The sequence below is a fragment of the uncultured Pseudomonas sp. genome, assembly GCF_943846705.1.
In the GTDB taxonomy this organism is placed as follows: domain Bacteria; phylum Pseudomonadota; class Gammaproteobacteria; order Pseudomonadales; family Pseudomonadaceae; genus Aquipseudomonas.
The window spans coordinates 1-19637 of sequence record NZ_OX044366.1; the positions used below are offsets into that span (position 1 = coordinate 1).

Consider the following 19637-nt stretch of genomic DNA (forward strand, 5'->3'; position numbering starts at 1 on the left):
ACCGGTCACCGCCGCCAACGTGGCCCTCAGCTACGGCACCCTGACCCTCAACAGCAACGGCAGCTACAGCTACGCCCTGAACAACGGCAACACTGCGGTCAACGCGTTGAAGACCGGCCAGTCGCTGACTGACAGCTTCACCTACACCCTTACCGATGGTGACGGCGACACCAGCACCGCGACCCTGACCGTCACCATCAATGGCCGCACCGACGGCCCACCGACCATCACCCCTGAGGATGGCAATGGCGCTGCCGCCGGCCAGGCCACCGTGAATGAGGCGGGCCTGACCAGCACCACTGACACCAGCGAAACCACCACCGGCACCATCACCGTCACCGCGCCAGATGGTCTGGCTTCGGTGAACATCGGTGGCACCATCCTGAGCGCCGCACAGTTGGCGGCACTGAGCACAACCAACACCACCAGCATCGACACCGGCGAAGGCACTCTGCTGCTCAACGGTTTCAATGCCGCTACCGGCGCGCTGAGCTACAGCTACACCCTCAAGGCCGCCCTGACTCAGACCGGCCTGGCAGAAAGCCTGGACGCCGTTGCGCTGACCGTCACCGACCTGGGCGGTGGTACCAACAGTGGCACGCTGGGTATTCGTATCGTCGACGACACGCCTAAGGCCAACGCCGACACCGCGTCGATCACCGAAGACGCCACGCCTAACACCGTGACCGGTAACGTGCTGAGCAACGACAGCGTCGGCGCCGATGCCAACGCCACCCCAGTCACCGCCGGCGTGTTCACCAACGTGACGGCCTACGGCACCCTGACCCTCAACAGTGACGGCAGCTACAGCTACGCCCTGAACAACGGCAACACTGCGGTCAACGCGTTGAAGACCGGCCAGTCGCTGACTGACAGCTTCACCTACACCCTTACCGATGGTGACGGCGACACCAGCACCGCGACCCTGACCGTCACCATCAATGGCCGCACCGACGGCCCACCGACCATCACCCCTGAGGATGGCAATGGCGCTGCCGCCGGCCAGGCCACCGTGAATGAGGCGGGCCTGACCAGCACCACTGACACCAGCGAAACCACCACCGGCACCATCACCGTCACCGCGCCAGATGGTCTGGCTTCGGTGAACATCGGTGGCACCATCCTGAGCGCCGCACAGTTGGCGGCACTGAGCACAACCAACACCACCAGCATCGACACCGGCGAAGGCACTCTGCTGCTCAACGGTTTCAATGCCGCTACCGGCGCGCTGAGCTACAGCTACACCCTCAAGGCCGCCCTGACTCAGACCGGCCTGGCAGAAAGCCTGGACGCCGTTGCGCTGACCGTCACCGACCTGGGCGGTGGTACCAACAGTGGCACGCTGGGTATTCGTATCGTCGACGACACGCCTAAGGCCAACGCCGACACCGCGTCGATCACCGAAGACGCCACGCCTAACACCGTGACCGGTAACGTGCTGAGCAACGACAGCGTCGGCGCCGATGCCAACGCCACCCCAGTCACCGCCGGCGTGTTCACCAACGTGACGGCCTACGGCACCCTGACCCTCAACAGTGACGGCAGCTACAGCTACGCCCTGAACAACGGCAACGCCGCGGTCAATGCGCTGAAGACCGGCCAGTCGCTGACTGACAGCTTCACCTACACCCTCACCGACGGTGATGGCGACACCAGCACCGCGACCCTGACCGTCACCATCAATGGCACCAACGATGCTCCGGTTAACGTAACCCCGGGTGTACAGCACACCAGCGAAGACACCATCCGTGTTTTCAGCAGCGCTACAGGCAATGCTCTTTCGGTCAGTGATGTCGACAGCAGCACCCTCACCACTACTGTTGCGGTAACTAACGGGGTGCTGTCTGCGGTTGCATTTGCCGGCGCTAGCATCAGTAATAATGGCAGTGCCAGTGTCACCATCAGCGGTACAGCTGCGGCTATCAACGGTGCTCTGAACGGTTTGACCTACAAGCCAACTGGCGATTACAGCGGCGCAGCTCAACTGACGATGCGCACCAGCGACGGTGTTGCCAATGACATCGACACAGTCACTATCAATGTCACGCCAGTAGCGGATATGCCGACTGTTCTCGCTCATGTCGCTAGCGTAGGTTGGAGTCATATAGAAAGCGTGCAGGCTAACTTCAATAGCGGAAACTTAGCTAATTGGACCGCCAATGCACTAAGGGGTAACACCTTTGCCGAGGTCTCAGGGGGTCCAAGTAAAGGATCTAGCGAGCAGGCACTTTTCAACAGTGTTGCCTGGAGAGGACAAACAGGAGGATCAAACTCTTCAGAAGCCCAACAAGACGCCGCCTTTGCCAGTCGTTGGGAGGTTTCACCCAATGCCACAGGTGGTGTAAACACTAGCAGCGGAAGTTATGCAGTATATAATCGGACTGGAAGCGCAGGATCCGATGACGCACAGGGTTTTTTGCAATACACCGGTGCCGATCTAACCGCTGCGGAAAAAGCACAAACGCGCTATGTCATATCCAGTGACTTGTACGCAGATGCTGACTCTTCCCAGGCTAACGGTATCGGCGTCGTCTTTGGCTACGCTGACGACAACAACTACTTTATTGCACGCTGGGAAAATCCGAGCCCCCAATACGCTCCTAACGGGGGTCTATACAAATCCTATCCCGGTCAGTACCAGCAGTTATCCTTGGTGCAAATCGTCAACGGAACTGCAATTGACCTAGCCACAGCCAGCTTTAATGGTGACGACTGGTTTAATCTGAATATAGATGTGAGCAGCACTGGCATCAAAGTGACTGCAAGAGACCTGACAGACAATACGACCACCACTCTCAATTACAACTATGCCGGAACTGCAACAGCACCAGCATTGAAAGAATTCGGATTTTATACCTTCGATAACGATTCAGCTGTTCGCTTCGATAACTTGTCGGTCACCGGCGGCGAATACCGCTACACCCTGAATACCGAGGCGTACTTGAGTGATAGGGATGGCAGCGAAACCTTATCCAACATCAACCTGACGGGGATTCCAAGCGGCGTGACCTTGACCGACACCACCGCCAATACCGCGATTAGCGTTGTCGGTGGCGCAGCAACAGTCATTTCCGGCCATACCATCACGATGACTTCCCAATCGGCCCTGAGCGATGCTCAGATAAACACAATCATGGCGCGTGTAACCGCCACTGAGTCTGTTGGGGGAAGCAGTGCCACTGCGGTCACTAGCGTCAAAGTGGATAAGGCTGTAGGCACAGGCGGCGATGATTGGCTGGAAGGCAGCTCAGCCGATGACAACCTGAACGGCGGCGCAGGCAACGATGTGCTAATCGGTAAAGCAGGGAACGACACCCTCATCGGTGGTGCTGGCAACGATATTATTTTCGGTGGCCCTGGTAACGACACGCTTACCGGCGGTATCGGTGCCGACAAGTTCGTCTGGAAGAGCGGTGATACTGGTAGTGACAGGATTACCGACTTCAAGGTTAGTGAAGGTGACCGTATTGACCTGCATGACCTGCTGCAAGGCGAGAACGATGGCAACATTCTCAACTACCTGCGAGTAGACACTCTGACCTCGACTCTACAGATCAGCAGCACCGGCAACCTCAATGCAAGCGGCAGCAACGCCGACGTCACCATCAAGCTGGAAGACAACGGCAACCGGGTCGACCTGTCGAGCTACGGCTCGACCTCGTCGGATATCGTTAACTCACTGATCGCCGGCGCAGATCCGATTATCAAAGTCGATCACAGCTGATGGCCATAACCCCGCTACCATAAGGCAGCGGGGTTATTTATTGAGTACGGCGTGAGGCAAGGAGCGGTTGATGTTGTATGTGAAGCGGGATACTTGGGGCAATTTGCAGCAGGTGGAGGCAGCGCCTTTCGAAGGCATGGATGGCGAGTTACTGGCGGACAGCCAGGAAGCTCAGGCGTGGTATGCCAACCAAATAGCCGAAAGCAGTCTGCTTAAACTGGAGCAGAGTGACCTGGACATGATCCGGGTACTGGAAGATTTGATTACCGTGCTAATCCGCAAGGGTGTGGTGCGCATCACCGACCTGCCAGAAGCGGCGCAAAGCAAGCTGGTCGGCCGTAGCAAAGCGCGGGACGCACTGGGCGGCTTGCATCGGTTGATTAATGACGATGAGTCAGAATTGATCTGACCCAGGCCAGCAGCGCAAAGCCTTTACTGTTCACCGCAACAAAAATTCGCGGTAAGCCCGCTCTTACAGAGATAGTGACGGTTAGCAGCACGGTCTTGGCTCGCTAAACAGTGGCCCCACACGCCGTTGATGCTCTTGGCGTGCAGTGCCTGCACTTCCCTTTCCTCTCCAGCCGTTCGGCGATCAGCGGTGCTGCTCCCAGCCGCGCTTTTCATCGCGCCGATCATCCCTGCGATGGTCTTCATCACGCTGCGCATCGTGGCGCTGTTGGCGTGACTGTTTATGGCTGCGCGAATAGTCGCGACCATGACTGCCATCCCAGCCAGCGTGCGGTTGCGTTACGCGGTAATCATGCTGTTTCTGGTACCGATGCGCCTGGTGATGGCGCCGCTGCTGGGGCGGAGCATAGTGCCGCGGCGGATGACGATGATCCTCGTAATGCCTCCCGTCATGGCGGTAGTCCCTGTAACGCTGCGGCTGCGGCACCACGTAAACCGGGTAGCGTTGCACTTGGTAATAGGTGTTTGAATGCCCGCGCTCATAACCGCGATGGCCGTAATCACTGCCGCCACCGTAGACCGCACAACCGCTTAAAGATGCCAACAACAACGCCACGAGCATGGCTCTATAAGACATAGCAGCCTCCTTCGACCGCAGGTACGACAGCGACCGTTGTCGCTACCAAGGATTGCTCCCAATCAATCTGACAGCGGCACAGGCGCTTTAGTGCGCTGATGGGTCGCGAGTATCCGACCAATTGCGCTCTGCACTCATTTTGTGTCTATAGCCCTGAACGGTTCGGTAATACCCCTGAAGCCAGTCCGCCGTTACACCGTGACAAACAACACACTCAAATAACTCGAGTACTCCTGAAGGCCACGCCAAGTCAGCGTTATCTGATGCCCAGACATCACAGCGAACAGCACTTCATCCAACAGCCCAGCCGATATTTTAGCCAGCACCTGTTTCAGGCGTGAAACACATTGCAAGCTGAATATTACATGTAACAACGGCATTCGCCGATAACCCTATGTTTTAAAAGGACTCCGACCTAAAACCGAAATGTCACCCGCTTTACACATGCGCTATTAAGCAAGTTAAAGAAGCAACTATCTAATTGATATTAATGGAAATTAAATTAATGGCATGTTCCCTGCGATGAGTAAAGCACTTCGCAGAGGGACATAAGAATGAACAAGCACTCTGGAAAAATCACTTGGCTACTCGGCACCACACTGGCGGTGTTGCTGAGCAACCCAGTACACGCAGATAACGGTTTGATCGTTCTCACTCGCGAGGTTCAACCGCGTGCAGCCACTCGCCAAGAACTGGCCCCTGACCCCCGCCCCCTGACTGTCCAAGCGGGCCTGCCACGCAACGCCGGCAGTGAGCTTGATGACAGCGACTTTGCCCATGTCAACACAGGCCTGTCGATATCCAATAGTGCATTGACGAGACAGACCAACAGCCTCTCCGCCACCAACAGTATGGCTCAGTCAGGCGGCAATGGCATGTCAGGGCTCGGTGCTGCCATAGGCGGCGAAAGCGCTGGTAGCGCAACCGGCGGTGTCAGCGGTCGGGTCAACGGCGCCATACAAACCGGATTACGCCCGTTACAAAAAATGGGCCTGGGACAATGACATGCGCCAGCTAAGCCTACTTCTCGCAAGCGTCCTGTGCAGCCAGATAGTGCTGGCCGACACAGTCATGCAGGCCACCACCAGCATCAATCAAAGCGGCCAGAGCCACCAAGGTGTATTGATGCTTAACCAGGCCAGCGGCGACGGCCAGCAGCAGGTCAATGCCCGCGCAATAGCCATAGGCAGCGGTGCCAGTGCGCAAGCGTCGGCAACCATCACCGTTCAGCAGGGTGCCGACAATCACCCCGTCAACCCAGCCGGAGTTAAAGCCCGCGCCAGCATCGACGGCAGCTCCTTCTCCAACAGCCGGGGGGTTGTGGGTATTAACCAGGGGGCCGGCAGCGGCAACCAACAAATCAATGCCATGCGGATCGTCAGTGGCCTCCCGCAGGGTCTGGATGACAGTGCTCTGGCGCAACAAAGCGTCAGGCCGTCAAGTATCTCGGGTGCAGCAGAACCGCAAAGCGGAGAGCGCATTGTCTCGGTAGACGACAGCGCATTTGGTAACAGCCGTGGTGTGGTGCAGTTGAACCAGAGTGCCGGTATAGGCAATCGCAGTATCAATAGCCTCGGCATACGGATCACGGAATGACTCCGCGTATCCGCCAACATAACCGCGAAGGGAGAAACAACAATGAAAACTCAATTCATGCTCAAGCCGCTGGTATTTGCACTGGCTGCCGTCCTGTCCGCAGGCGTTTATGCTGACCGTAATAATAACTATGGCCCTGAAAAAGGCGGTAACGCCAGCATTGTCGACAGCCAAAATAACCATGACAACTTGGTGCGCAACGAAGGCACCGTGAACGACGCAAGTGTGTCCGGCTCACTCGGCGGCGCTTCGGGTAACGTCGGCGTCAACGTGGCAGCCGGTGACAACAACCAGCAAGCCAACGCCGGTGCAATTGCCGTTGCAGATGCTCACTGGGTATTCGGTGCTGCAGCCAGCGCCAATATCGATGTGGATCAAACTGCGCGCAACAACACGCTGCGCAATTTCAGCGTGCCTAACACTGCGTCGCTGACCGATTCGGCCAACAACGCCAGCGGTAACGTGGGTATCAACATCGCAGCGGGCAACTACAACCAGCAGAAAAATGACATGGCCATTGGCGTGTCGGAAACTGCTTATGCGGCGAATGCTGGCGTGAATGTCAGCCAAGTGTCCAAAAACAACGTCACCAAGAACAATGCCACCCTGGACTACGGCTCAGTGGCTGTTAGCCTCAGCATGAATGCTCAAGGCAGCTACTCCGGGCAGTCTGACCAGATCGGCAATGTTTATCCGGATATCTGGACTGGTTCTTCTCACCCAAATGGCCGCGCAGACGGACACTTTGACTTGGATACTGCCACCCAGGGCGGCTCCGATCTGAATGGTGATGGTGGCGCCCTGGCCTTCAACGAGGCAGGAACTCTCGGCCTGGCGGGCTCGGTTACCGGCTCTATCCCGGTCGTTGCCGGCTTTCTTAGCCCTGTGACCAACACTGCCAGCATCAGCGGCTCGCTGAACGGTGCCAGCGGTAACGTTGGCGTTAACGTGTCAGCCGGTGGCGGCAACCAGCAGAGCAATTCGCTGGCCGTGGCCGTTGGCTGTACTGCTTGCGCGGCTAGTGGCGAGTAAGTAACGGGTAGCGCGGGGTGCCAACAAGGGCTCCGCGCTTTTTCACTGGTGCTTCAAAACCGGAGTACTGAACCCCATGTTCCGTTTTGTACCGACCCTAATGCTCTGCTCTGCCCTCTGCGGATTTTATCTGCAGCCGGCAACAGCCGCGCAAAACATGCCGCTCGCGGTATTGCCAGGCGGTGGGGTGGTGTTCAAGCCGGTGCAAAGCATACGTGAGCGACGCTTCAGTGATCTGGTGGAGCAAAAAACCGATTTCAGCTGCGGCGCAGCCTCCGTAGCGACCATTCTTAACCAAGCCTATGGCTGGGATTTGAGTGAGGAAGATGTGATCCACGGCATGCTAGCAGTGGCCGACGAAGAGCAGGTACGCAGCAAGGGCTTCTCCATGCTCGACATGAAGAACTACGCGACCAGCTTGGGCATGCGCGCCCGCGGTTACCGTATCGACAGCAGTCAACTCAAAAGCATCAGCATCCCGGTGATCGTGCTGATCGAAGTACGAGGCTACAAACATTTCGTGGTGATGCAGCGTACATCCGATGACTCGGTGTACGTCGGCGACCCAGTGCTCGGCCACAAGAAAATGAGCCTGGAAGAATTCGCCAAGGGCTGGAACGGCATTGCATTTGCCCTGATCGGCCCCGGCTATGACCGCAACAACACACTGCTTGACCCACCTGAGCCATTGACCGCCAGGAACCGTTTACCCGGCTACAAACTGGTCAACGATGCCGAGCTGATGGAGTTCGGATTCATTCAGAGTGATTTTTTCTAGCACACAGTGCGCGTGGGCAGGATGCCCCGGGAGACTGCAATGAAACTCAAAACATGGATGCTTGCCAGCCTGCTGCTACCGGCGATGCCGGTTGGCGCATCGAGCCTGTTTCAACCTATCGAAATCACTGACGCAGAGATGTCTACCCTGCGCGGTCGCTACATATTGCCCGAAGGCATCGTGCACTTTGGCGTGACCATGTCGACCTCATGGCGCAACAGCAGCGGCGCAACCATTGGCGCCCAGGTCAATCTGACAGTGAATAACCTGTCGGCCAATCTGAGCGTCACCCCGCTCGATACAGCAGGCAATGGCAACCTGCCCGGCCAAGGCCAGGGCCAAGTCATCGGAGGCCAAGGCCTTAACAACGTGCAGGGCATATCCCAGAGCGTGCGTACGGCCGGCGACTACAACAATGGCGAGAACTATGTGGACGTCAATATCACCCGCAGCCCAGGGCAGCCGATCTCGACTACGGGGCAAAGCTGGGGTGGCAACCAGCAATACAGCAACGAAGCCGGGACGGTACAGGTCTCTTCCGCCAATGGTGGCCTGCAGATGCAGTTGCAAGCCAGTCAGGGCCAAGGTGGAGCCAGCAACTCAATCGGTCGTGGCGGGCTAAACCAGCAGGCCAATATCGGCGGCACCTTTAATCAGGTGCGCAACCTCACCTCACTGACCGTAGCCATGCAAGAAAATCCAACGGCGCAGCAGCGGGTCTACTGCAACCTGACCCAGTTAGGCGTCACCCCACGCGCGGGATATTAAAGGCTGATGTGACCGCAGTATGCTTGCAGGCGCGCGCATGCTTACGCCTGCAAGCCCCATCGTTAAACCGATGTTTTAGGCGCAGCCTGGGAAGTGCGTCTAGGCTGGTCAAATAACAATCAGAAATGATAGGGAGATACTCTTATGCGCCTACCCGCTTACCTGTTGATATTGCCCTTAGTTGCTGCCATTGACATCGCCAACGCAGCCGTGGACACCGCCGAAGTCCAAGCCCTACGTCAAGAAATTCAGGCTCTGCAAAAGCGCTATGAGGCGCAGCAGAACGCGCTGATGGTACTCGAGCAACGGTTTCGTGCGGTGGAAGCACGCGGCCAACAAGCAGCAGCGCCACAACGCAGCCTTGTCCAGTCCGGTCGGACTGTAGGAGGGTCGCCGTCTTCTTACGGCTCCTCACTCAAAGAAGACTCCAAGCCCGCAGAAAGCGTTGAAGACGTTTACCAGCAAGCCAGCGGCTTCTATGGTGCCGGGGCCTTCAGTTTAGAAACTGGCCTCACCTACACCCACTACAACTCTAATCAGTTGGCCCTCAACGGCTTTCTGGCGCTGGACTCGATCTTTCTCGGCAATATCAATATCGATGAGATCAACTCAGACAGCTACACCCTGGATGTGACCGGGCGTTACAACAGGGGGCGCTGGCAGTACAGCATGAATATGCCGATCAACTACCGCGAGTCGACCTACTCATCGGCGGGTGCTGGCGGTTCGACGGCCACCTTTAGCGAAGAAACCGTTACCGGCGACCCACGCATTGGTGACCTCACCTTTGGTGTGGCCTACAAGTTCCTCGACGAGGCGGATGGCATACCCGACGGCGTGTTCAGCGTGGATGTGCGCGCCCCAACCGGCAAAGACCCCTATGGCATCAAGCTGGTGGAGACATCAGGTAACGACAACTTGTTCGTTCCTGAAGACCTGCCGACCGGCAACGGTGTGTGGGGCGTAACCACGGGCATCTCGCTGGTAAAAACCTACGACCCGGCCATCGTCTTCGGCAATATCGGCTACACCTACAACTTTGAAGGCAGCTTCGACGACATCAGCGCCCAGCAGGGTGTCAAAGTGCCAGGCAAAGTGAACCTGGGGAATACCTTAAGTTTCGGCTTGGGCGTGGCCTTCGCGCTAAACGAGAAGATGAGTCTGGCTATGTCGTTTTCCGAGCTGATCTCGCAGAAAAGCCGGATCAAACCTGACGGTGGCGACTGGCAATCAGTGGATAACAGCAACTACAACGCGGCCTACTTCAACGTCGGCATGACCTTCGCACCCACAGCCAATATGAGCATCGTGCCAAACCTGTCGATTGGCCTGACCCCCGATGCCCCGGACTTCAGCTTCAGTATCAAATTCCCCTACTACTTCTAGCGAACGCCTTAGGTATTTCTGTATCCATCAAATCTTAGCCCCCGCACAGCGGGGGCTTTACCTATCTAAAAATCTTGGCTGGCATGACGTATAAGGGCCAGTGCTTCTTATTCCTTTAATTGATGCTTATGCAACAGGCGGTACAGGGTAGGTCTGGAGATACCCAGTGCACGTGCCGCCTGACTGAGGTTCTGCGAGTACTGCATGAGCGCATCACCAACGGCCTGACGCTCGGCTCGCAGCTTGTAGTCTTCAAGGGTACCGAGTAACGGTGGCTGCTTGATGGCTCGATCAAGGCCGATATCTTCGGCTTCGATCTGTTTCCCCTCGGCGATGACCAACCCACGCCTCACCCTGTTGGCCAGCTCGCGCACATTGCCCGGCCAGTGGTGCGAAGCCATGGCCAGCAATGCAGCATGACTGAAGCGCCGTGGACGGCGGCCGGTCTCGACACTGAACAGGTTGGTAAAATGACTGGCTAGGAGTGGCACATCAAGCATGCGCTCGCGTAAGGGTGGCACTTGCACCTGCAACACGTTCAAACGGTAATAGAGGTCTTCGCGGAACCTGCCGTTGGTAACTGCCTCTTCCAGATTGATGTGGGTCGCTGCGATCACCCGCACATTGACCGAAATCGAACGTGACCCGCCCACCCGTTCAATGGTCATTTCTTGCAGAAAACGCAGCAAATTGGCTTGCATCTCCATTGGTAGATCACCGACCTCATCAAGGAATAGCGTGCCACCATCGGCAGATTCGATGCGCCCAATCTTGCGCTGGTGGGCACCGGTAAATGCGCCCTTTTCGTGACCGAAGAGCTCCGACTGAATAAGGTTTTCCGGGATTGCACCACAGTTGATCGCCACTGAGGGCATCTTGGCGCGTGCAGACATCTGGTGCAGAGTGCGGGCCACCAACTCTTTGCCAGTGCCGCTTTCCCCCCGGATCAGCACCGGTGAATCAGTCGGCCCGAGCTTTTCCATCAGCTTGCGCAAGCTACGCATCGATACACTTTTGCCGAGTAACTCATGATTCTCGTCAGCGAGGAACTTGTCACTTTTCTCGCGAAGATGAGCCATGCCACAGGCACGCCCAAGGGTGACGAGCATCCGCTCCAGATCAACCGGCATCGTATGAAAATCAAAAAACCACTCACTGATAAAGTCGCATAACTTGTTTTTGGACATATCTTTGGCACTGACCAACGCCACCCACTCGGCCACATTGCCCGCAATCACTGCCTTGATCTCGTCCAGGCGTGAAAGTAATCCTGAGTGAAAACAAAGCATGCCCACCTGGCATGGATGCGAACCGGCATCGCTTAATGAGCGCGCCTCGACCAGCCAGCCTGACGCACGCAAACGCGGGAACAGACCTCGACACTCCTCACACGGCTCAATCACTAACAGTCGGCGAGGTTCAATTTCAACTGGGTGCATGACATCCTCACTTGATAGTCAAAAAAAAGCCGGCACCTAGAGCAACACATTGAAAGTAGCAATAAATTGACACCCATGACGGAACGATTGGCATTAGCGACTCAAGAGCTTATTGCGCTGGCCATTTTTTCAAATGGCAAATAATCTCACTTACTCGAAGCATTTCAGCGTACTGAAAACAGCCGACTAAGCGAGGAAGCGCTCTGTCTAGCGCCTCCCAGGCAGTCACGAGCAAGCGCAGCAAACGCCATACCTGCGCCTAGATCAGCCAAAACCGATGTTGCCGCAACAATGACCGAGAACGGGCGGTACACTGTGGTGATTATTTAACTAGCAGAGTCTTGCATGCCTAGTTCATCCCCTCTGAGCCGCCAATGGTCCTTGATCGTGCTGCTGCTGGTTCTGCTTGGCAGTGGCTTTCTCGCCACCTCCTTAGTCAGCTACTACGCGGCCCTCGATTCAATTCGGGCGGGGATCATCAACACCGAACTGCCACTGACCTCGGATAACGTCTACTCGGAAATCCAGAAGGATCTGGTCAGGCCCATCCTGATTTCATCGATGATGTCCCGCGACACCTACATGCGCGACTGGGTACTCGGCGGCGAGCAAGATGCCAAACAAATCACCCGCTACCTGCGCGAAGTGCAGGAGCATTACGCCACCGTCACCAGCTTCTTTGTCTCCGAAAAAACCCACACCTACTACCAGGCCAAAGGCGTTCTTAAACAGGTTAAAGAAGCCGAGCCGCGCGACGACTGGTATTTCCGCGTACGCGACATGCAAACGCCTTACGAGATTAATGTCGACGTCGACTTGGCCAACGACGACCGCATGACCGTGTTTATCAACTACAAGGTGTTTGATTACGAGCAGCGCTTTATTGGGGCCACTGGCGTAGGCCTGACCGTGGATTCGGTGGTCAAACTGATCGACACCTACCAGCAGCGCTATAACCGCAGCGTGTACTTTGTCGACACCGAGGGGCGTTTGGTCCTCACCGGTGCCAGCGGTGGGCCAATGGGCGCGCGCGTTGGCCAGGCGCTCAACGCAATCCCCGGCCTAGAAGCATTGATGGTTAAGCTGCCGCAACCGCAAAGCGGCAACTTCGAATACCGCGAACAAGGCCGCGAGCACTTTCTTAACGTGCGCTTTATCCCTGAACTGAACTGGTATCTGTTTGTTGATACACGCGAAGACGGTGCCATCGCCGGCATTCGTAAATCGCTGTACCTCAATTTGCTGATCTGCCTGGTGGTTTCCACAATCATCATCACCCTGGTCAGCCTGGCGCTTCGCCGCTACCAGCGTCGTATCAGTGCCCTGGCCACCACCGACCTGCTAACCGAACTGCCCAACCGCCGTGGCTTCGACATGCTGGCCAGCCAGGCGGTGCAGGAAGCGCGGCGCAACCAGGGCACGCTCTGCGCCCTGATGCTCGACCTGGATAACTTCAAACAACTCAACGACAGCCACGGCCACATGGCCGGCGATGAAATGCTGCGCCATTTTGCCGGGCAGCTGCGCAATAGCGTGCGCCTGGCCGACATCATCTGCCGCTGGGGCGGGGAGGAATTTATCCTGCTGCTCAAAGACACCACGCCCGAGCAAGCCCGCGAACTGGGCGAGAAAATCCGCCAGAGAACCGAGCAAAGCAGCATCAACTTCAACGGCGTGCAGTTGCACGTCACCACCAGTATTGGCCTGACGCAACTGCATGCGGATGAATCGCTGGAACAACTTATTGCCCGCGCCGACCGCGCGCTGTACCGGGCCAAACAGAGCGGGCGTAACCGCCTGTGTGAAGAAAGCGCATGAGTGATGCACCCAACCGCTGCCCCTGCTGTGGGCAGCTCAACCAATGCGCCCAGGCCAGCAGCGCATCACCCGTGACCCAGTGCTGGTGTTTTGCGGTAACCGTTGATGCCCAGCAACTGGCCAACGTGCCACCTGAGCAGCGCAACCGCAGTTGCCTGTGCCCGCGCTGCGCACAAGGCTTGCCGCCAGAATCATCCCCCGCAGCTGACTAGCCATGCGCCTCGACCGTTTTCTCAGCAACCAACCCCACCTCAACCGCCAAGCCGCACGCCAACTGTTAGCCAGCGGCCAAGTACGGGTAGACGGCGCAGAGGTGTGCGATGGCCTGCGCGAAGTCAGCCAGTTCAGCCGCATCGAGCTCGCAAGCGAGCTGCTGCAAGCCGGCAAAACGGCGCGCTATTTCATGTTGCACAAACCGTCAGGGGTGGTCAGCGCCACCGAGCACGATGAACACCGTACGGTACTTGATCTACTCGATGAGCCGGACAAAGCCGAGTTGCACCTGGCTGGCAGGCTGGACCTCAACACCAGCGGCCTGCTGCTGATCACCAACGACGGCCAATGGTCGCGCCGCCTCACCGAACCGCGCAGCCGCTTGGGCAAGGTTTACCGCGTCACAACCGAACAACCAATTAGCCCGGCCTACATCGAAGTGTTCGCCCGTGGCCTGCACTTCACCTATGAAGACCTCACCACCCTGCCCGCCGAGCTGGTCATCCTCAGCAGCCACAGCGCCCTGCTGACCCTGCATGAAGGCCGCTACCATCAGGTCAAGCGCATGTTTGGCCACTTCCAGAACAAGGTCATCGGCCTGCACCGTTTGAGCATGGGCGCCATCGAACTCGACCCGCAGCTCGCACCTGGTCAGTACCGCGCACTCAGCGCGGCCGAGATCGCCAGCTGTTAAGCAATCTGCCGTCGTGCGGCAGATTAAATAAAAAGCAAATCAACGCTTGTCAGCGCACCCGGCGGCTGCTTAAATCGAACCATAAGGTCTGTAGGTGACTTAACAGTCACGAAGACCATCTAAACGTTCCATCGGTTACTTGCGCACTGCGCGAAATGGGTTCCTGCCTGGTCAAAGACGCCGCTCCACACCTGTAAAAAGGCCGTGGACGATGCTCTGTTTCAGCCCTAACTGATTGAAAATAAATAACTTATAAAATCCTTCAGCCTGACATCTTGCTGTCACGTCCAGGCGCTTTCCTATCTGTCCTATATAGCTCGGTTTAACGGTGCTGCCGTTGGCCGTGGTTACTTTTATGCGCCAGGAGGAAACGACATGAAGCCAGCCATTGCTGTCGTCGATATTCACAGGACGTTCAAGGTTCACACGGAGTTCTACGCCAACCCCAGCGCGCGCAAGACCATCATCCTGGTCAACGGCTCGCTGGCCACCACCGCCGCTTTCGCACAAACCCTCAAGTACCTGCGCCCACAATTTAACGTAGTGCTGTATGACCAGCCCTACGCCGGCCAGTCCAAGCCGCACAACAGCCACACCCAGCCAATCAGTAAGGAAGATGAAGCGAGCATCTTGCTGGAGCTGATCGAACAGTTTCAGGTCGACTACCTGCTGTCGTTCTCCTGGGGTGGCGTCGCCGCCATGCTTGCCCTGGCGCAACGCCCCGCACGAATTGAAAAGGCGGTGATCACCTCCTTCTCACCGCTGCTTAATGAGCCGATGCTCGACTACTTGGAAAAAGGCATGGTCTGCCTGCAGGCCACAGACGGCGAACAAGTCGGTGAGCTGGTCAACAGCACCATCGGTAAATACCTGCCCTCACTGTTCAAACGCTACAACCACCGGCATATCAGCCGCCTCGACCGCCACGAATACCTGCAGATGCACGCGCACATCAACCAAGTGGTGCACATGGACAACCACTGCAATATGGAATGCCTGGCGGCCATCGACATCCCGCTGCTGTTTATCAACGGCGAGCACGACGAATACACCGCAGCGCAAGATGTACGCGTATTTGCCGAGTACCTGAGTGACTGTCAGTTCGCCACCATCAACAACGCCGGGCACTTTCTTGATATGGAACACAAAGGCGCATGGCTGCAAAGCCAGGCCGCCCTGCTGAGTTTCCTGCAAGCCCCGGCGCGCAACAGTTCCAGCTACCGTCCAGCGTCCAACCAACAGCACGCGATTGCCGTATGAAACCGCGCCGTAACCCGAGCCTGCCGCGCTAAACCACAGATAACTGCGCGGCAGGCTTCATTTCGGCCAAGACTTCCGGTATAAAGGCACCCGCTGCGGGCGTCGTATAGTGGTAATACCCTAGCTTCCCAAGCTAGAGCTGTGGGTTCGATTCCCATCGCCCGCTCCAAATCGCAGTCCAAGAGCCCTGAAACCCACCGGTTTCGGGGCTTTTTGCTTTCTGGCTTAGATCACCAAACGACTACCGGCTAACGTTTGCTTAAGGCGCAGCCTTTACGCGTGCTCGGGTTTCCCGCGATTTTCGCTAAGAAAACAATGCTCTCTAAGCTCTGCCTCAATAAAGGCCGAGATCATGGCGCGATAGACGCGCTCCACTACCTCAGGATTAGCGCCTTGCGCTTGTGCGAGCGCCGTGACTTTTGAAATGACGTGCTCTACCCGGCTGGGTGCTTTTACATCGTCTGTTGTTTTCTTGAATGACGCTGCTTGAGTGACAAGATTTCCGCGTTCTGCGAGTAACGCTACGATTGCACGATCAACATTGTCGATACTTTCGCGGACCTCACTTAGCGAACTGCATTTAACTTCCATATAAAACAAACTCCTTTACGCCCTGCCCTGCCAATTAAGTTAAGCGACCGGCTTGAGTCTACTTCCGTGAGCGAGGCGAACGACTTTAGCGCATGACCATACACGCACTTACACTTCCTGTGCAAAATAAGCCATTATCTCAGCCGTTGTCATCTCCTGTGTTTTATTTGAAAAGCAATAGTAACTTGGTCTCATATCACTAAAATACTGCATATCCATCTCCAGGCCATTCAAGCCTGAAAACAAACCAACAGGCATATTATATTCACCGCTTTCTTTAAATTTAAAAAACAAATGCGTCCCGCATTCTATGCAAAACCCACGAGACGCCCAAGACGACGACTCATACATCTTAACTTTATCAGCCCCTTCGATTTTAACTTTAGCACCGCACTTAACAGCAAAAAATGGCGCACCACCCCACGTCCTGCAGGACTGGCAATGGCAGACGGTAAATTTAGGATTCACTTCTTCGGCGGTAATTTTCACCGCACCACAAAGACAGCTTGCTTTTGAATGAGACATTCTGACGACACCTAACTGATAAAAATATAACATTTAATTAAAGGTCGGACTTTAGCCCGACCCAGTGAGCGAAGCGAACTACAGAATGGCCAGGGCGAAAAAGCCCAAAACAGGCCGAATATACGAATGCAACCGCGCTGACGACAGGGTTAGGAAAAGCTTTGCTCACTACTTGTGGGGAGAGTCCATATACGCATTGTTAGCTCCTAACCTCTTTTATAAGGGTGGATGCGCTTTGACATTCAGCCAATAGCTGCCGAATAGTGTTGGCCAAAAGCTCATCGTGCTGCTTCAGATAAGGAAGTAGTTCGAAAAGATAAATTTCTGTTCTTGATTCCGCCTTAACTGCACGCCTTAACAAAGTTGTTTCAGTCGTTAATGTTTTGGCTTGAATTCCTAATGTGTCTATTTTTTTAGTGAAGACCAAAGCGCCATTATTTTTTGATGGTTGAAGTCAGAGTCCAGAAGCAATAGATCGGCAGAGGTTGGAATGAAGTCTTTCAGTGGGTCTAGTGTAAACTTTTCATTTGAGAGACCCTTTATTTCGTTTTCGACTATGCCAAGATTCTCGATTGCTATTTGAGAGTTTTCTAACACGTTGCCCTCAATGAGAGCGGCAACCTGCTTATTTCTTTGAGCCTGCTCAACTGAGCCCGTGACGCGATACCAGACTGCACTACCAACTGCGCCGATACAGAGGCCAATTATTTCTTTCTGCCCGAAAAAACTAATTATTGATGAAATGGTTATAACTATGGTGTTTATTATTGATTCCATTTCAATTTCCATATGCTTACTGCTGGGTTGTAGGCCAAGAGCTAACTATTATTAGACGACATCGCTGTCGCATAACACCCTTCTTGGTGTCTGATAACGTTCCTTGTCACTCGCGAAGCATTTGAATTCTATGCAGCCTCGCGCAGAAGGCGCGACACGGGCAGGACGTAAAACGGCATAAGACTGATTCGGGTGCAGGGTGGTTGCACCTCTGCTACGAGAAGCTACTGGCCGGCGGCAGAGCTGTCCAGCAGCGCGTCGAGAACTGGTGAAAGTCGCCACGCAAAAAAATGCCCGCGTTGCGCGGGCATTTTTATTTGCAGCATAAAGCAGTTTATGGCCGTACGGCTTAGACCACGCCCTGCGCCAGCATGGCATCGGCAACTTTAACGAAGCCGGCGATGTTGGCACCTTTAACGTAGTTGATGCGGCCGTTCTCTTCGCCGTAGCGCACACAGGCGCTGTGGATGCTTTGCATGATGCTGTGCAGGCGCTCGTCCACCTCGCCTGCGGTCCAGTTCAGGCGCATGGCGTTCTGGCTCATCTCCAAACCGCTGGTGGCCACGCCGCCGGCGTTCGAGGCTTTGCCGGGGGCGAAGCAGATGCCGGCGTCGATAAACAGGTCCACCGCGTCCAGGGTCGAGGGCATGTTGGCCCCTTCGGCCACGCAGAAGCAGCCGTTTTTCAACAGGGTACGGGCGTCTTCGGCATCCAGTTCGTTCTGCGTGGCGCATGGCAGGGCGATATCGCATGGCAGGTGCCAAGGACGCTGACCGCCAAGGAAGTTCAGGTTGAAGTGCGCAGCCATCTCGCTAAGGCGACCACGGCGTACGTTCTTCAGCTCCATCAGGTGCAGCCACTGTTCTTCGGTCAGGCCGTCTGGGGTGTGCAAGGTGCCTTCGGAGTCCGACATCGACACCACCAGCCCGCCCAGCTCCATGACTTTCTGCGCGGCAAATTGCGCCACGTTGCCCGAACCGGAAATTGCCACGCGCTGCCCTTCAACGCCACGGTCAATGCGCTTGAGCATTTCCTGGGCGAAGTACACGCAGCCATAACCGGTGGCTTCCGGACGAATCAGGCTGCCGCCGTAGCTGATGCCTTTGCCGGTCAGCACGGAGGTGAACTGGTTGGCCAAGCGCTTGTACTGGCCAAACATGTAGCCGATCTCGCGGCCGCCGACGCCAATGTCGCCCGCCGGCACGTCCAGATCAGCACCGATGTGGCGGTACAGCTCGCTCATAAAGGCCTGACAGAAGCGCATCACTTCGTTGTCGCTTTTGCCCTTCGGGTTGAAGTCCGAACCGCCCTTACCGCCGCCCATGGGCAGCGAGGTCAGCGAGTTCTTGAACACTTGCTCGAAGGCCAGGAACTTGAGCACGCCGAGGTTGACCGACGGGTGAAAGCGCAGGCCGCCCTTGTACGGGCCAATGGCGCTGTTCATCTGCACCCGATAGCCGCGGTTGACCTGCACACGCCCGGCATCATCAACCCAGGACACCCGAAACATGACTACCCGCTCCGGCTCAACCATGCGTTCAACGATGCCGGCCTGCAGGTAACGCGGGTTGGCTTCCAGGAACGGCCAAAGCGAGCGCAATACCTCTTCCACGGCCTGATGAAACTCAGGCTGATCAGGGTCGCGCTGCTTTAGGCGGGAGAGGAAAAGCTCGACGGATTCGCTCATGTGCATACCCCAAAAATGCCCGTAAGAGAGGGCAGATCAACTTAAAAGTGGCCGGCACTTTAGCAGCCAGCAATGCACTTCGACAGCGCGAAATGTCGCCTTAATGCATCTTTTAAGTGCATTGATATAAAAGAACACTCCTATCCAGCGTATTTTCGCCGACTGTAAATTGCACTTATAGAGCGCGTTAGCGCACAACTTTAAGGCACACGCCCGAGCCGGACTAACCATAAATTCGCCCGAAAATTGCCGATCTGGGCACATGCAGAAGCGATCCAGCGGGTTTGCAGGATAGGCGCAAGCA

19 protein-coding genes and 1 tRNA gene are annotated in these 19637 nt (G+C 56.1%); 13 read left to right on the top strand and 7 right to left on the bottom strand.

Translation table 11 applies throughout. The features are described from left to right. The coding region (locus Q0V31_RS00005) for a VCBS domain-containing protein (RefSeq protein WP_298182701.1) at positions 1 to 3724 on the top strand (3724 nt) is incomplete at its 5' end. A 70-nt stretch (positions 3725 to 3794) separates the two neighbouring features. Continuing rightward, positions 3795 to 4133, top strand: coding sequence for a tryptophan synthase subunit beta (locus Q0V31_RS00010; RefSeq protein WP_298182704.1), 339 nt, complete (start codon positions 3795 to 3797; stop codon positions 4131 to 4133). A 183-nt stretch (positions 4134 to 4316) separates the two neighbouring features. On the opposite strand, the gene Q0V31_RS00015 is transcribed toward Q0V31_RS00010, so the two are convergent. Beyond that, entirely contained in the window at positions 4317 to 4769 is a 453-nt protein-coding gene (locus Q0V31_RS00015; protein WP_298182707.1) for a hypothetical protein, read from the bottom strand. 554 nt (positions 4770 to 5323) lie between these two features. Between Q0V31_RS00015 and Q0V31_RS00020 the strand changes: the two genes are divergently transcribed. The 6 genes from Q0V31_RS00020 to Q0V31_RS00045 all read left to right on the top strand — a co-directional run bounded on the left by Q0V31_RS00020 (position 5324) and on the right by Q0V31_RS00045 (position 10329). Continuing rightward, positions 5324 to 5773 (top strand): hypothetical protein, encoded by a 450-nt coding sequence (locus Q0V31_RS00020; protein ID WP_298182710.1) that lies wholly within the window; start codon positions 5324 to 5326, stop codon positions 5771 to 5773. 1 nt (position 5774) lies between these two features. Further along, a complete protein-coding gene (locus tag Q0V31_RS00025; protein WP_298182713.1) occupies positions 5775 to 6365 on the top strand; it encodes an adhesin in 591 nt (196 codons plus the stop codon). Positions 6366 to 6407: 42 nt separating this feature from the next. Next, a complete protein-coding gene (locus Q0V31_RS00030) occupies positions 6408 to 7397 on the top strand; it encodes a hypothetical protein (RefSeq protein ID WP_298182716.1) in 990 nt (329 codons plus the stop codon). A gap of 157 nt (positions 7398 to 7554) precedes the next feature. After that, the gene (locus Q0V31_RS00035; RefSeq protein ID WP_298190824.1) at positions 7555 to 8175 is read left to right on the top strand and encodes a C39 family peptidase; all 621 of its coding nucleotides are present in this window, start codon (positions 7555 to 7557) and stop codon (positions 8173 to 8175) included. Positions 8176 to 8214: 39 nt separating this feature from the next. Continuing rightward, the gene (locus Q0V31_RS00040) at positions 8215 to 8943 is read left to right on the top strand and encodes a hypothetical protein (protein ID WP_298182720.1); all 729 of its coding nucleotides are present in this window, start codon (positions 8215 to 8217) and stop codon (positions 8941 to 8943) included. Between the two features lie 144 nt (positions 8944 to 9087). Continuing rightward, positions 9088 to 10329, top strand: a complete 1242-nt coding sequence (locus tag Q0V31_RS00045) for a hypothetical protein (RefSeq protein ID WP_298182723.1) — start codon at positions 9088 to 9090, stop codon at positions 10327 to 10329. Positions 10330 to 10436: 107 nt separating this feature from the next. Here the strand turns inward: Q0V31_RS00045 and Q0V31_RS00050 are convergent, their stop codons facing one another. Then, on the bottom strand, positions 10437 to 11768 hold the full coding sequence (locus tag Q0V31_RS00050; RefSeq protein ID WP_298182726.1) for a sigma-54 dependent transcriptional regulator: 1332 nt from the start codon (positions 11766 to 11768) through the stop codon (positions 10437 to 10439). A gap of 345 nt (positions 11769 to 12113) precedes the next feature. On the opposite strand from Q0V31_RS00050, the gene Q0V31_RS00055 reads away from it, so the two are divergent. Genes Q0V31_RS00055 through Q0V31_RS00065 form a run of 3 tightly spaced genes read left to right on the top strand, consistent with a single transcriptional unit; the run spans position 12114 to position 14493 of the window. Further along, positions 12114 to 13586 (top strand): sensor domain-containing diguanylate cyclase, encoded by a 1473-nt coding sequence (locus Q0V31_RS00055; protein WP_298182729.1) that lies wholly within the window; start codon positions 12114 to 12116, stop codon positions 13584 to 13586. Then, positions 13583 to 13798, top strand: a complete 216-nt coding sequence (locus Q0V31_RS00060) for a cysteine-rich CWC family protein (protein ID WP_298182733.1) — start codon at positions 13583 to 13585, stop codon at positions 13796 to 13798. The genes Q0V31_RS00055 and Q0V31_RS00060 overlap by 4 nt, the downstream gene beginning before the upstream one ends. A 2-nt stretch (positions 13799 to 13800) precedes the next feature. Then, a complete protein-coding gene (locus Q0V31_RS00065) occupies positions 13801 to 14493 on the top strand; it encodes a 16S rRNA pseudouridine(516) synthase (protein WP_298182735.1) in 693 nt (230 codons plus the stop codon). 171 nt (positions 14494 to 14664) lie between these two features. Here Q0V31_RS00065 and Q0V31_RS00070 read toward each other — a convergent pair whose 3' ends face one another. Then, on the bottom strand, positions 14665 to 14901 hold the full coding sequence (locus Q0V31_RS00070) for a hypothetical protein (RefSeq protein WP_298182738.1): 237 nt from the start codon (positions 14899 to 14901) through the stop codon (positions 14665 to 14667). Here Q0V31_RS00070 and Q0V31_RS00075 point away from each other — a divergent pair. Together Q0V31_RS00075 and Q0V31_RS00080 are read left to right on the top strand one after the other, a co-directional pair. Beyond that, entirely contained in the window at positions 14869 to 15753 is an 885-nt protein-coding gene (locus Q0V31_RS00075) for an alpha/beta hydrolase (protein ID WP_298182741.1), read from the top strand. The genes Q0V31_RS00070 and Q0V31_RS00075 overlap by 33 nt on opposite strands. Positions 15754 to 15848: 95 nt before the next feature. Next, positions 15849 to 15922, top strand: a tRNA-Gly gene (locus tag Q0V31_RS00080). 104 nt (positions 15923 to 16026) lie between these two features. Here Q0V31_RS00080 and Q0V31_RS00085 read toward each other — a convergent pair. The 4 genes from Q0V31_RS00085 to gdhA all read right to left on the bottom strand — a co-directional run bounded on the left by Q0V31_RS00085 (position 16027) and on the right by gdhA (position 19333). Beyond that, entirely contained in the window at positions 16027 to 16344 is a 318-nt protein-coding gene (locus Q0V31_RS00085) for a chorismate mutase (RefSeq protein ID WP_298182744.1), read from the bottom strand. 108 nt (positions 16345 to 16452) lie between these two features. Continuing rightward, a complete protein-coding gene (locus Q0V31_RS00090) occupies positions 16453 to 16869 on the bottom strand; it encodes a GFA family protein (protein ID WP_298182747.1) in 417 nt (138 codons plus the stop codon). A gap of 405 nt (positions 16870 to 17274) precedes the next feature. Next, the gene (locus Q0V31_RS00095; RefSeq protein ID WP_298182749.1) at positions 17275 to 17658 is read right to left on the bottom strand and encodes a hypothetical protein; all 384 of its coding nucleotides are present in this window, start codon (positions 17656 to 17658) and stop codon (positions 17275 to 17277) included. Between the two features lie 337 nt (positions 17659 to 17995). Continuing rightward, complete coding sequence (gdhA, locus tag Q0V31_RS00100; protein WP_298182752.1) at positions 17996 to 19333, bottom strand: NADP-specific glutamate dehydrogenase; 1338 nt, start codon at positions 19331 to 19333, stop codon at positions 17996 to 17998. Positions 19334 to 19637 lie beyond the last annotated feature (304 nt).

Excerpts from the sequence above, each read along its gene's own strand:
- Q0V31_RS00010 (WP_298182704.1), top strand. The coding sequence starts at position 3,795 with ATGTTGTATGTGAAGCGGGATACTTGGGGCAATTTGCAGCAGGTGGAG.
- Q0V31_RS00015 (WP_298182707.1), bottom strand. The coding sequence starts at position 4,769 with ATGTCTTATAGAGCCATGCTCGTGGCGTTGTTGTTGGCATCTTTAAGC.
- Q0V31_RS00020 (WP_298182710.1), top strand. The coding sequence starts at position 5,324 with ATGAACAAGCACTCTGGAAAAATCACTTGGCTACTCGGCACCACACTG.
- Q0V31_RS00025 (WP_298182713.1), top strand. The coding sequence starts at position 5,775 with ATGCGCCAGCTAAGCCTACTTCTCGCAAGCGTCCTGTGCAGCCAGATA.
- Q0V31_RS00030 (WP_298182716.1), top strand. The coding sequence starts at position 6,408 with ATGAAAACTCAATTCATGCTCAAGCCGCTGGTATTTGCACTGGCTGCC.
- Q0V31_RS00035 (WP_298190824.1), top strand. The coding sequence starts at position 7,555 with ATGCCGCTCGCGGTATTGCCAGGCGGTGGGGTGGTGTTCAAGCCGGTG.
- Q0V31_RS00040 (WP_298182720.1), top strand. The coding sequence starts at position 8,215 with ATGAAACTCAAAACATGGATGCTTGCCAGCCTGCTGCTACCGGCGATG.
- Q0V31_RS00045 (WP_298182723.1), top strand. The coding sequence starts at position 9,088 with ATGCGCCTACCCGCTTACCTGTTGATATTGCCCTTAGTTGCTGCCATT.
- Q0V31_RS00050 (WP_298182726.1), bottom strand. The coding sequence starts at position 11,768 with ATGCACCCAGTTGAAATTGAACCTCGCCGACTGTTAGTGATTGAGCCG.
- Q0V31_RS00055 (WP_298182729.1), top strand. The coding sequence starts at position 12,114 with ATGCCTAGTTCATCCCCTCTGAGCCGCCAATGGTCCTTGATCGTGCTG.
- Q0V31_RS00060 (WP_298182733.1), top strand. The coding sequence starts at position 13,583 with ATGAGTGATGCACCCAACCGCTGCCCCTGCTGTGGGCAGCTCAACCAA.
- Q0V31_RS00065 (WP_298182735.1), top strand. The coding sequence starts at position 13,801 with ATGCGCCTCGACCGTTTTCTCAGCAACCAACCCCACCTCAACCGCCAA.
- Q0V31_RS00075 (WP_298182741.1), top strand. The coding sequence starts at position 14,869 with ATGAAGCCAGCCATTGCTGTCGTCGATATTCACAGGACGTTCAAGGTT.
- Q0V31_RS00085 (WP_298182744.1), bottom strand. The coding sequence starts at position 16,344 with ATGGAAGTTAAATGCAGTTCGCTAAGTGAGGTCCGCGAAAGTATCGAC.
- Q0V31_RS00090 (WP_298182747.1), bottom strand. The coding sequence starts at position 16,869 with ATGTCTCATTCAAAAGCAAGCTGTCTTTGTGGTGCGGTGAAAATTACC.
- Q0V31_RS00095 (WP_298182749.1), bottom strand. The coding sequence starts at position 17,658 with ATGGAAATTGAAATGGAATCAATAATAAACACCATAGTTATAACCATT.
- gdhA (WP_298182752.1), bottom strand. The coding sequence starts at position 19,333 with ATGAGCGAATCCGTCGAGCTTTTCCTCTCCCGCCTAAAGCAGCGCGAC.